We start from the raw sequence: 13,211 nt of genomic DNA on the forward strand, positions 1-13,211 counted from the left end.
ATCCTCGATTTAATAGAATAAGTTCAATCTTTTTAGCATCATGCTTTATGAAAAATCAAAACAGTCCAGAAACCATTAAAATTCAAGATCAAAATTTCGGTAATCATGTTGAGCATTGGAACTTACTGACAGATACACCTGAAACTGATGTTCCCAAATGGTTAGGATTGGCACTTGATGCACCTGTCATGCCGATGGGCCTATGTGAAGATGAACAAGAGATGGATCAAGCATTTTGGTTGATTCAGGGACCCAGTGGTCAAGCAATATCTATTAATCAAATTATTGCGGTTGAAAATCAAAAACCACGCGCATTAAAAACAGCCTTCCCAAGTTTTGAAAGTCCTTATAAATATGAGGCAAATATTGAGCGCATTATTACCTGTAATTCGGCTACCCAAGCCGTATTACGTCTAAGCTTAAATAAAAATACGGTTATTTACGCATTTGATAATTTATTCAGTGTAAATAATGCTCAATATGATCAAAATCAAACTTATCAAGTTCAATTTAATGCTTGGGCATATGAATTAGAAACTGTTGCTGAAAATGAGAAAATCATTGTTGATGACCCTGCATCGATTAAACATCATCGTGCTTTAAATGCTATTTTGGCTGAACATAATGGTGTTGCACCAGAAAACTTACAAGAGCTGATTAACGACTGGCAACCACAAACACCTGAAGATCACGAACCTGTAACCGTTGATTTTTCTAAAATGGTGGCATATTTGTATGGTGAAACATTAGGTCAAGAAGATGAAGCTTGGTTCCAAGGTAATATCGTTGGCAAAACAACCATGCAATTTATGCAAGATGAATATACACTGTATGATGTGACCTTAGTTTTAGAAGATGATTTACCTGCAATTTTAATTCGAATTGCAACAAAAAATGATTTGTATAAAAACTTTAACATTGGCGAATATATTCGCGGCAACCTATGGATTCAGGCGAATATTTATGCTAAAACTGGTATAAAGTGACAAAAAATCACATAAATTGCATTTCTAGGCGTTCTAATGAAAATTATACCAGAACAAACGACCACCAGTCTGCTTCATGCAAGTGATCACGGGCTTAAACTTGATGTTGGCGCATTTTGCTTTTTTTTGTTAGGTATGTTTCTAGCTGCGCTCATTTTTCATCATATAGGCTTATTCTGATTATTAGACCAAGATTATATGTATAAAAAAAGCTCTCAATGATGAGAGCTTTTTTTATACTTTATTGCTTAACCATGACGTTTCGCGAACTCATCCATAAAGTTAACTAATGCCTGTACACCTTCTAATGGTACAGCATTGTAAATACTGGCACGCATACCACCCACAGAGCGATGACCTGCTAAGTTAAGTAAATGGCTTTGCTCAGCTTCTTTTAAGAAAAGTTTCTCAAGTGCTTCATCTGCAAGCGTGAATGGCACATTCATCATTGAACGATTCGAAATCGCGATTGGGTTGTTATAAAAATCACTAGAATCAATATAACCATAGAGTAATTTTGCTTTTTCTTGGTTGACTTGATACATGGCATCTACCCCACCCTGTTCAAGTAACCATTCAAATACGAGACCTGATAAGTACCATGCATAAGTCGCAGGTGTATTCACCATTGAATCATTCTTGGCTTGGTCTGAATATTTCAAGATACTTGGAATTTCAGGTTTTGCTTGATCTAATAAATCATCACGCACAATAACGATCGTTAAACCTGCTGGGCCAATATTCTTTTGTGCTCCAGCATAAATTAAACCAAATTTGCTGACATCTAATGGCGCAGACAAAATGCTTGAAGAAAAGTCACATACCAACGGCGTATTAACGTCTGGTACACCTGCAAATTGTAGACCACCAATCGTTTCATTATCCGCATAGTGCACATAAGCAGCATCATTTGAAAGATTCCAAATGCTTTGCTCAGTAATGGCATGTTTTCCATCAATGAGCGTACCCGCTTCAATTACATTGATGTCCCCATAACGTTTTGCTTCTTTCAACGCTTTTTCAGACCAAATACCAGTATGAATATAATCAGCTTTCGCATTCTTGCCGAGCAAGTTTAAAGGAATTGCTGAAAATTGAAGCGATGCTCCACCTTGTAAGAACAATACTTTATAGTTCTCAGGAATGTTCATGAGCTTACGCAAATCCGCTTCAGCTTTTTCCGCGACAGCAACATAGTCACTACTACGATGACTCATTTCCATGATCGACAAACCTTTACCTTGCCAATCCAACATTTCTTGTTGAGCTTTCTCTAAAACGGCAGTAGGTAATGCAGCAGGACCAGCGCAGAAATTATAAGCACGCATGAGTTTTCCCTTGTCAAAGTGAAACAAATTGAAATGGGGATTTAATCATAGATTAGCGAAGGTTGCAGCAGCTTATCGAGTAAATATTTAAATTTTAGTGCAAAAAACATATAAATTTTTTAATCTGCTTTTGATTATTTTGATGCATTTTATTCACTGATCACAGTTTAAATCCCATTCTTCTTTATAGATTAAAAACTCTATTTTTTACAAATTCAATACACCAATTGAAGTGATATAACTATTTAATTAAAAACATAATATTTCAATTTTATAAAAATAATTTAGACTATCCGAGGATATTATTAAATTGCGACATGCTCTTATGTTGAAACGACATGATCGACCGAGCCTTCAGCTCAAACGGTTTCCAAAACAGCTCAGCCTATGTATGAGCCTGATTAGTTGTACCCTATTTTCATTACCATCATTTGCTCAGACCTTCAGTTATAGCCAAGCTGAACAATATGTCGTGCAAAATGCTTATAGTGCTCAAGCGCAACAAGCCTTACAGCAAGCATCGCAATTAGAAATGGAAGCTGTTAAAAATTTAGGCTTACCAAGAATTGATTTAAATGCTCGAGCCTATGCATTTCATAGTGAAACGAGCGTGCCTCTTGAATCAAGTAAACGTCGTTTAGAAAACTCATTAACAAATGGTTTTGATGAAAAATTATCTCAATGGCAAAATGTATTACCTCCCGAAGCCATCGATCAGGTCAGCCAAGGTTTTGATCAAGTTGTTAGCGATGGTTTAAATAAAGTTCCAAATAACTTAGATGTCACTGTTGAAGATCATGATGTTCGTACTTCAGTTTCAATGGTTATGCCGCTATATACAGGTGGAAAAATTAATAGCGCTAAACAAATCGCCACCATTCAAGCAAAACGCTCAAATATTAGTGAAAAACAACAGCAAGATACACAACGTTTCGAAATGATTCAGGCTTATTTCAATGTGCAATTACAACAACAATTAGCCAAGTCAGCACTATTTAATTTGAATGCCATGCAAGAACATTATAACAATGCGCTAAAACTTGAAAAACAAGGTTTTATTAACAAGGGACAGCGTATGCAATTTGAAGTTGCACGCAATAATGCTGAACGTACTTACCAAAATGCACAGTCTAATTTAAAAGCGAGCGAATTTAGTTTACAGAATCTATTACAAACCAAAGAAAGTGTCAGTCTAAGTACCCCACTTTTTGTGAATTTAACTCAGAATCATTCTTTGGATAAATTGCTTGCAAATTATGATCAGAACTCAAGTTTGATTAAAAAACTACAAATAGATACTGAATTAGCCAATGAAAATGTGAAAGTTCAACAAGCCTCTAAAAAACCAAGTGTTTTTGCTTTTGGAGAATACGGCTTAGATAGCAAAGAAAATTGGATTGTTGGTGTGATGGCAAAATACAATTTATTCTCAGGTATAGACAATAATAAAAATATCCGTGCAGCAGAGCTCAAAAAATATGCAGCAGAGCTTATGACTGAACGGACAAAACAAGAAGTCGAAAATGTACTGTATAAATCCTATAGTGAATTAAGTTCTTCGCAAAATAGTCATCAATTACTCTCGCAGAATACCAAAGCAGCACAAGAGAATTTACGCATTCAACAACTCTCATTTAAAGAAGGTATGGGCACTGCAACGCAAGTGATTGATGCACAAAATGCTTTGAGTGCTTTAAAAACTGAAATGGCACTTAACTCATATAAATATATTTTATCTTTAGCTACCTTATTACAAAGCTATGGTTCTATTGATGAATTTAAGCTTTACGTTAATCAACCACGTACTGACTATATCCGCTAATTGGAGAAATTTATGAGCCAGAATCCATCATCATCCAATTCAGAACGTGATACAGATCAAGTCAACCAAACAACAAATGCTCAAACAAAAGAAGCAGCATCTGAGCCTGTTTCTCTAATTGAACATACAGAAAAAGTAGAAGCTGAAACAGCACCTTTGGATAAAAAAATTCCACCGAATAAATCATCTAAAAATGGAAAATTCAAACTTATTGGGTTAATTATCCTTATTTTATTATTCGGTTTAATTGCATATGGTCTATGGAAAGCTTATCAACCTCAGACCATTGAATTACAAGGTCGTGTTGAAGCAGAAACAGTACATATCAGCACCAAAGTTCCAAGCCGTATTGAAGAATTTTACGTCACTGATGGACAACCCGTTAAAAAAGGACAGGCTTTGGTGCGTTTTGTTAGTCCCGAGTTAGAAGCAAAGAAAGAGCAAGCACAAGCAGCGTTACAAAGTGCTACAGCATTTCATTCAACCGTATATCGTGGTGCTCAGCAAGAGAATATCGAAACCTTATACGCTAACTGGCAAGCAATGAAAACCCAAGCTGATTTGGCAGCAACCACTTATAAACGTGGTGAAAATCTATTTCAACAAGGTGTCATTTCTCGTCAACGCCGTGATGAAATGTTAGCCGCCCAAACTTCGGCACGTGAAACTGCAGAAGCAGCTTATCAACAATACGCACGCGCTCAACGAGGCAGTACGGAGCAACAAAAATCAACTGCTGATGCACAAGTGGCTATGGCTCAAGCAGCGGTAAAAGAAGCCAATGCTTTAACCGAAGAGACCAAACTATATTCACCGACTGATGGCACTGTTTCTAAAACTTACGGTAAACCAACTGAGTTGGTCGCAACAGGCATCCCTGTAGTAAGCATTCTTGAAGACCATGATTTATGGGTAAGTTTGAATGTCCGTGAAGACATGTATAGCTCAATTTATAAAACTAAAACTCTGGAAGGTTTTATTCCTGCACTCAACCGTAAAGCAAATTTTAAAGTGAAAAAAATTGATGCCGAAGGTGATTTTGCAACGATTAAGACAACAAGACAAACTGGCGGTTATGATATTCGTAGTTTCAAATTTCATTTAGTACCAGAACAAACCATTCCAGACCTAAAAGTCGGTATGAGTGTTTTATTTAACATTGCAGAGGCAAAATAACCGATGTTTGCAGTAATGCTTCGGGAGTTGTGCTATTTAAAACGCCATAAAGCTGATTTTTTTATGGCGATCATTGCCCCTTTGTTGGTGATTCTTCTTTTTGGCAATATGTTTGCATCGGGTAAAGCTGAGCATTTACCTATCGTTGTGATTGATCAAGATCAAAGTGAAATGAGCCGTAAAGTCATTCATGCACTGAGTATCAATCATACTTTACAAGTAAAAACCATCACCACTAACCAAGATGACGCCGAACAGCTTATTAATAAAACTGAAGCATGGGGATTCGTTTTAATCCCCGATGGCGCAGAACAAAGATTAGTACAAGCACAAGATGCAAAAATTAGTATTGCCTACAATCAATCTTTTTTTAGTATTGGGAATACCATTTCTTCTGCGATGTTGATGAGTACATTAAACGGTATGGCAGATTATATGGGAGAGAGTTACTTATCAAATGTAATCCCCTACTTGGATGTTCCGACTCCTCATATCAAAATTTCTACACTATATAATCCTAATATGAGCTATGAACTGTTCCTTGAGCCGTTCATGGTACCCGCAGTTTTGCATTTACTGCTTTGCTGTTGTGTGGCTTTTGCGATCGGACAGGAATTTAAAAGGAAAACCTTAACTGAATGGGTAAATTCAAAACAAATTATTTCTAGCCTGTTGGGCAAAATTTTGGTCTATGTATTCATTTTTTGTGCGTGGACATGGTGCTGGATGTTTTGGTTAGCGCATATTCGTGGCTACTTTATTGCAGGTTCACTCAGCCTGATTTTGCTTGCACAATTTTTACTTTATTTTTCTTATGCTGTCATCAGTAGCACAGTGGTTTTAGCCACCAAAGATCTACCTAAAACCTTTGGTTTTATTGCACTTTATGGCGGATCATCACCAAGCTTTTCAGGAATTACCCTACCCCTGAATAATGCTCCAGCATTTACTCAATTTTGGTCAATGATTATTCCGTATACGCCTTATGCGAAACTACAAACAGAGCAATGGGTCATTGGTAGTGATATTTCCGTATCTCTCATTCCTTTTGGCATTTTAGTTATTTTCTCTGCTCTTTATCTAGGTTTAAGTATTCGTTTATTGAAGAAAAATATTCAGGAGCAAAATCAATGAAATCATTTTGCTTCTATTACATCCAAACGTTTAAAAATATTGTTGCAAATAGTTCTGTATTTACCACATTGATTGCAGCTGTAATCATGTATAGTTTTTTCTACCCTACTGCTTATAAAGCTCAGTCGGCAGCAGATATACCAATTGTGATTGTTGACCAAGAGCAAAGTATTTTAACTTCAAAAATTATTAGTCAAGCTGCTAATAGTCCACATATTCGAATCACAACAGTTACCGATGACTTCTTAGAGGCTGAGAAACTCGTAAAAAATCAAAAAGCTGAAGGTATTCTATTATTACCAGACAATCTCACCAATAGCTTAAAACGTGGTGAAATGGGCGGAATCGGACTTTACCTAAGTACAGCCTATTTCATTCGAACCAAAGAAGTGGGAATTGGTCTAGCGACTTCAATTGAAGCGAGTTTACAAGAATATTTAGAAAAATTTGGGCATGCTTCTTCATTCCCCCCTGAGATTTCAATTCATCAAATTCCTTTATTTAATACATTATCTGGCTATGGCAGCTATATTTTTCCTGCTGTGTCCAGTCTTATCATTCATCAAACCATATTACTTGGGCTTGCCATGTTGATTGCCAGTTATCGAGAAAAAGGTTGGGTGGCGAAGCGATCAGAATTTTTTGCGATTTTTGCCGCAATATTAACCATCGGATGTTTAGGCTGTCTCTATTTATTTGGCTTTACATTTTGGTTATATGAATATCCGCATGGGGGTAATTTTGGGGGAATGCTATTCGCTGTTCCGATTTATGTGAGTTGTATTATTGGTTTAGCGATGCTAGTTGGTTCTCTGGTCGATATGCCCGAACGTGTTGGACATTTGATTGTTGTGACCTCTGTGCCTCTATTTTTGTTAACAGGTACAGCTTGGGCACATTCCGCTATGCCTGAATGGATGCAATGGTTGGCATGGTTACTTCCTTCTACGCACGGCGTGCAAATGTTTGTGCAATTAAATCAAATGGGTGTCGCAACATCTATTGTTGTTCCTAAACTTATTTATCTTGCGACGGTAGCTGCAATTTTATTAGCATGTTCTTACTATCGCCTTGTGATGATGAAACCAATAAAAAAGGAAGCTGATTAGCTTCCTTTTTTATGATCTTAGATGACTTACGCTTCAGGCGTATCATCTTTCGGCTCAGCGACAACTTCTTCAGAAGTTGCTGCTTGAAGCTCAATACTTTCAACAACGTCGATAGCTTCTAACTCTTCGTCATCTTCTACAGCTTCAATCGAAACCACACCGACTAAGATTTCAGCATCGCTTAAGCGAATTAAACGAACGCCTTGTGCATTACGACCTGTGGTTGCAACTTCAGCAGCACGCGTACGCACTAATGTACCACCATCAGAAATCAACATCAGTTCTTTGCTTTCATCAATTGATACCGCACCGACTAACTCACCATTACGTTCGCTAGTTTTGATTGCAATCACGCCCTTACCACCACGTTTCTTGGTTGGGAAGTCATCCACTGGTGTACGTTTACCATAACCGTTTGCACAAGCACACAGTACTTCACCCGTTTCAGGTACAACCACAAGTGAAACAATGCGACTGACAACAGTTGAATCTGATGAATCATCATTATCATCGCTGTCATCATTTTCAACATCAGCATCTTCAACGTCGATCGTACTGCTTGCCAATTTGACCCGCATACCACGAACACCTTTGGCCGTACGTCCCATCGCACGAACATCTGTTTCAGCAAAACGAATTGCCTTCCCTTCGTTCGAGAACAACATGATCTGCTGATTACCGTCAGTGATTGCAACGCCGATTAAAGTATCTTCTTCGTTCAACTCAATCGCACGTAAACCATTTGAACGAACATTGCTAAATTGTGCTAATTCAACACGTTTAACCGTACCTGATGCCGTTGCCATGAATACATAGTGATTTTCAGGGAATTCAGTCAATGGCAAGATTGCCGTCACAGTCTCATTCGCATCCAATGGAAGCAAATTAATAATTGGACGACCTTTCGCACCACGTGAAGCCTGCGGAACTTCAAACACTCTTAAGCGATACACTTTACCAACATTGGTAAAACATAAAACTGTTGCATGGTTGGATGCCACAATTAAATGTTGAATAATATCATCATCTTTCATCGAGGTTGCAGACTTACCACGACCGCCACGACGTTGTGCTTGATAGTCAGAAAGTGGTTGAGTTTTCGCATAACCTGTTTGAGAAACAGTCAGTACCACTTGTTCTTCTGGGATCAAATCTTCACGGCAGAAATCAACGCCTGATTCAACAATTTCAGTACGACGCCCGTCACCATATTGCTGCAAGATCAAAGCAAGTTCTTCACGAATCACATTCATCAATAGATTAAAATCATTGAGAATTGCTGTTAATTCAGCAATTTGACCTAAGATTTCAGAATATTCTGCATGTAATTTATCTTGTTCTAAACCTGTTAAACGGTGTAAACGTAATTCTAAAATTGCTGCCACTTGCGTTGGTGACAAGCGATAAATCTCACCTGACAAACCAAATGGGCGAGTTGGGTCTTCGCCTTCAATTTCATCTGGACGAACAGAAATCGCACCCGCTTTTTCAAGCAATGCGACCACACCGCCGCCTGCCCACTCACCTGCTTGTAAACGCTCACGTGCTTCAGCGGGGTTAGCAGAAGTTTTAATGGTTTCAATAATGGCATCAATATTTGCCAAAGCAACCGTTAAACCCTCTAAGATATGTCCACGTTCACGTGCTTTGCGCAATTCAAACATGGTACGACGCGTCACAACTTCTTGGCGATGACGAATAAATGCCGCAATAATATCTTTTAGGTTCATCAACTTTGGTTGACCATTGTCTAGACAAACCATGTTGATACTGAACGAGTTTTGAAGTTGGGTATGCAAGAATAAATTATTCACTGCAACTTCTGCATTCTCACCTCGTTTCAAGTCGATTGCGATACGCATACCATCTTTATCAGACTCATCACGAAGCTCAGAAATACCTTCTAATTTCTTCTCTTTGACTAACTCAGCAATACGCTCAATGGTTTTTGCCTTGTTAACTTGGTAAGGAATCTCAGTAAAGACAATCGTAGTACGACCCGTTTTTTGATCTTCTTCGAAGTGATATTTACCACGAATATGCAAACGGCCTTTACCCGTGCGGTAAGCATCCACAATCCCTGATTTACCGTAAATAATACCGCCTGTAGGGAAATCTGGACCCGTAATGTGTTCCATCAAGCCTTCAATCGAAATATTCGGGTTATTGGCGTAGGCTAAACATGCATTCACGACTTCTGTCATGTTATGTGGCGCCATATTAGTCGCCATACCTACCGCAATACCTGTCGTACCATTAATCAAAAGATTTGGAATACGTGTCGGCATGACTTGAGGAATACGCTCAGAACCGTCGTAGTTATCTTCCCAATCAACAGTATCTTTTTCTAAGTCTGCTAAGATTTCATGAGTCAACTTTTGCATACGAACTTCGGTATAACGCATTGCTGCTGCGCTATCCCCATCGACCGAACCGAAGTTACCCTGACCATCAACTAACATGTAACGCAAACTGAAGTCTTGCGCCATACGAACGATTGTTTCATATACTGCGATGTCACCATGAGGGTGATATTTACCGATCACGTCCCCGACAACACGAGCAGACTTTTTGTATGCTTTGTTATAATCATTGCCCAATTCATGCATTGCAAACAACACACGACGGTGAACAGGTTTAAGACCGTCTCTCACATCTGGCAATGCACGAGATACAATTACGCTCATCGCGTAATCTAGATATGAATGCTTGAGTTCGTCCTCAATGGCAATCGGTCTAATTTCCGATACGCTCATGCATACTCCTTGTTTACAAGTAGATGGCTCTACTTGTTTTTATGTATTCAATCTTGCAAAAAATTAGTTCAGAAAATTGAACTAAAATTAAAAAATATAGCGAAAAATTATAGCATAAATGACAGGTTAACTGGGAGTTTGCTAATCTGAAAATAGCATTTTTTTACAATAAAAAATTTATTAGAATTAATAAGTTAAAAATCTAGTTTTCCATTTTTTAGTGAACAGAATAAAAGGTTACTTTTTAATCAAAATAAAGGCATTTTTAATTAAATATTCAATCCAGTTTTTTAAAATCAGCGGTATAAATAGGCACATTCTCTTTGAAAGAAAATTAAGTCTAGCTCCAAGGACTTTGCTGTTAGCTCAAAGATCATGCTGTGCATTTGACCTCGACGGACATAACTAATGGTTTGATGGAATAAAACTTCATCATGTTCATGAATAAAATTTATCAGACTTTGATCATGTTCAATTCAAGCATTCTCTAATTGGGCGAGTTGATTATAAAGAATTTCATCCAAAGTATACGTTGATGCAACAACACCTTTGATACGCTCAAACCAAAGTATCTCTCCTACCAACACATGATTTGCCGTTCGCATAAGGGATTTAAAATAAACTTTACAATCTTGATTTAATTGCTCCTCTGTTAAGCCGATGAGCGTACAAAATAACTTTTGATTTGCCCACTGATTATAATGAGCCAGCATCAGAAAATAGGTCTTAAAAGTACAATTCATCGGCAATGCTCTCATTTATTTATTCTTATTTTTAACATAAAAAAACGCCCCTTTCGGAGCGTTTCAAACTTAATTCAGAGAATTAAAGTTTAGATACCAATTCTGGTACAACAGTGTTCAAATCACCAACTAACCAGTAGTCAGCAACGCTGTTGATTGGCGCTTCTTCGTCTTTGTTGATTGCAACAATAACTTTAGAATCTTTCATACCCGCTAAGTGCTGAATCGCACCAGAGATACCGATTGCTAAATAAAGATCAGGCGCAACGATTTTACCAGTTTGACCAACTTGGAAGTCGTTTGGTACAAAGCCTGCATCTACAGCAGCACGTGAAGCACCTTGAGCAGCACCAAGCTTGTCAGCTAATGGGTCAAGTACTTTGTGATAGTTTTCACCAGAACCTACACCACGACCACCAGAAACAACGATACGCGCAGCAGTTAATTCTGGACGATCAAGTTTCACGATTTCTTCGCTTACAAACGTAGAAATACCAGCATCTTTCGCTTCAGCAACAGCTTCAACCGCAGCAGAACCGCCTTCAGCAGCTACAGCATCAAATGCTGTACCACGAACTGTACCAACGATAATTGCTTCGTCAGATTGAACAGTTGCGATTGCGTTACCTGCATAGATAGGACGCTTGAAAGTATTTGCAGATTCAACAGCAATGATGTCTGAAATCATGCTTACGTCAAGAAGTGCAGCAACACGTGGAAGAATGTTCTTACCCGTTGTTGTAGATGCAGCTAATACGTATTTGTAACCGCCTTTCGCGATGTCAGCAACTAAACCGGCAACGTTTTCAGCCAATTGGTTCGCATAAGCAGCATTGTCAGCAAGTAATACTTTGCTTACACCAGCAACTTTAGCAGCAGCATCAGCAACTGCTTGAGCGCCAGAACCAGCTACTAATACAGTAATATCACCACCGATTTTTTGAGCTGCCGCAACAACGTTTAAAGTTGCACCGTTAAGTGACTGGTTGTTGTGATCAGCGATAACTAAAATACTCATGATTTTATCCTTCTGTATTAGATCACTTTCGCTTCATTTTTCAATTTTTCAACAAGTTCGTCTACAGACTTAACTTGTACGCCAGCTTTACGTTCAGCAGGTGCTTCAACTTTAACTGTTTTAAGTTTAGTACCAGTTGCAACGCCATAGTCAGCAGGAGACTTAGTATCAAGCGGTTTTTTACGCGCTTTCATGATGTTTGGAAGAGCAGCATAACGTGGCTCATTCAAACGTAAGTCAGTGGTGATGATTGCTGGAAGACCAAGCTCAACAGTTTGTAAACCGCCATCAACTTCACGAGTAACTTGTACTTTACCGCCGTCAACTTTAACTTCAGATGCAAAAGTACCTTGACCAGCACCAAGTAAAGCACCAAGCATTTGACCTACTTGGTTAGAGTCATCATCAATTGCTTGTTTACCAAGAAGAATAAGTTCTGGTTTTTCAGCATCAACAACGCCTTTTAAAATTTTAGCAACTTCTAAAGCGCCAATTTCATCAGCAGTTTCAACTAAGATACCACGGTCAGCGCCTAAAGCCATTGCAGAACGAATTTGTTCTTGCGCGTCTTTAGAACCCACTGAAACAACAACGATTTCTGAAATCGTTCCTTTTTCTTTTAAGCGAACCGCTTCTTCCACTGCGATTTCACAGAATGGGTTAATTGACATCTTAACGTTAGTAAGGTCAACCCCAGTATTGTCCGGCTTAACACGAACTTTAACGTTGGCATCAACCACACGTTTTACAGCGACAAGAGCCTTCATGTAATCCTCGGCTGTTCTAAGCAAGTAAATGTAGTGAAGAGCATTCTAACTCTTCGATCGAAACTTTTTAGGTGCCCTATCTTGCAATGTATTTGGCATTTCGGTCAAGTCACAATTTTCGCTATGACTGGAAAAAAGATGAAATGCTCAGTTCACTAATTTTGATGAGTTATTCAGCATATAAATATTGTTATACTTTCAGCACTTATATTAGGCTTTGATTTAGCTAATATTTTATATAATTCAACCACCTAAATTGGCTATATAAAAACACGTACAAAAGATCTGTAACCGATCATTTCTGATAAATCTTAATCCAATTTACATTTTGCAAAAACTTGGCAATAAAGTAAGAATGTCTGTTCAATAAAT

Annotated in this window: 9 protein-coding genes and 1 pseudogene; 5 read left to right on the forward strand and 5 right to left on the reverse strand. The window is 38.1% G+C overall.

Annotated elements, in window-relative coordinates; genetic code table 11:
- The first annotated feature begins 47 nt into the window (after window positions 1–47).
- The gene (locus O1449_RS10350; protein ID WP_269229932.1) at window positions 48–986 is read left to right on the forward strand and encodes a hypothetical protein; all 939 of its coding nucleotides are present in this window, start codon (window positions 48–50) and stop codon (window positions 984–986) included.
- A gap of 248 nt (window positions 987–1,234) precedes the next feature.
- Here the strand turns inward: O1449_RS10350 and serC are convergent, their stop codons facing one another.
- On the reverse strand, window positions 1,235–2,314 hold the full coding sequence (gene serC / locus O1449_RS10355; RefSeq protein ID WP_269238254.1) for a 3-phosphoserine/phosphohydroxythreonine transaminase: 1,080 nt from the start codon (window positions 2,312–2,314) through the stop codon (window positions 1,235–1,237).
- A gap of 325 nt (window positions 2,315–2,639) precedes the next feature.
- On the opposite strand from serC, the gene O1449_RS10360 reads away from it, so the two are divergent.
- From O1449_RS10360 to O1449_RS10375, 4 genes are read left to right on the forward strand one after another with little or no spacing between them, the layout of a single operon-like run.
- Window positions 2,640–4,136 (forward strand): TolC family protein, encoded by a 1,497-nt coding sequence (locus tag O1449_RS10360; protein ID WP_269239701.1) that lies wholly within the window; start codon window positions 2,640–2,642, stop codon window positions 4,134–4,136.
- A gap of 12 nt (window positions 4,137–4,148) precedes the next feature.
- Window positions 4,149–5,312, forward strand: a complete 1,164-nt coding sequence (locus O1449_RS10365; RefSeq protein WP_269238255.1) for an HlyD family secretion protein — start codon at window positions 4,149–4,151, stop codon at window positions 5,310–5,312.
- Between the two features lie 3 nt (window positions 5,313–5,315).
- Window positions 5,316–6,446: an ABC transporter permease gene (locus O1449_RS10370; protein ID WP_269238256.1), complete on the forward strand. Its 1,131-nt coding sequence runs from the start codon at window positions 5,316–5,318 to the stop codon at window positions 6,444–6,446.
- Window positions 6,443–7,555 carry an ABC transporter permease gene (locus O1449_RS10375; protein ID WP_269229927.1) on the forward strand — a complete coding sequence of 371 codons (1,113 nt, stop codon included), beginning with the start codon at window positions 6,443–6,445 and terminating at the stop codon, window positions 7,553–7,555. Before O1449_RS10370 ends, O1449_RS10375 begins: the two co-directional genes overlap by 4 nt.
- Window positions 7,556–7,581: 26 nt before the next feature.
- On the opposite strand, the gene gyrA is transcribed toward O1449_RS10375, so the two are convergent.
- The 4 genes and pseudogenes from gyrA to O1449_RS10395 all read right to left on the reverse strand — a co-directional run bounded on the left by gyrA (window position 7,582) and on the right by O1449_RS10395 (window position 12,839).
- Entirely contained in the window at window positions 7,582–10,311 is a 2,730-nt protein-coding gene (gene gyrA, locus O1449_RS10380) for a DNA gyrase subunit A (protein ID WP_269229926.1), read from the reverse strand.
- Between the two features lie 296 nt (window positions 10,312–10,607).
- Window positions 10,608–11,054 (reverse strand): annotated as a pseudogene (locus O1449_RS16305) (DinB family protein).
- Window positions 11,055–11,136: 82 nt separating this feature from the next.
- The gene (locus O1449_RS10390) at window positions 11,137–12,072 is read right to left on the reverse strand and encodes an electron transfer flavoprotein subunit alpha/FixB family protein (RefSeq protein ID WP_241335262.1); all 936 of its coding nucleotides are present in this window, start codon (window positions 12,070–12,072) and stop codon (window positions 11,137–11,139) included.
- A 17-nt stretch (window positions 12,073–12,089) separates the two neighbouring features.
- Window positions 12,090–12,839: an electron transfer flavoprotein subunit beta/FixA family protein gene (locus O1449_RS10395; protein WP_004661090.1), complete on the reverse strand. Its 750-nt coding sequence runs from the start codon at window positions 12,837–12,839 to the stop codon at window positions 12,090–12,092.
- Window positions 12,840–13,211 lie beyond the last annotated feature (372 nt).

The organism is Acinetobacter sp. TR3, from assembly GCF_027105055.1.
Lineage (GTDB): Bacteria > Pseudomonadota > Gammaproteobacteria > Pseudomonadales > Moraxellaceae > Acinetobacter.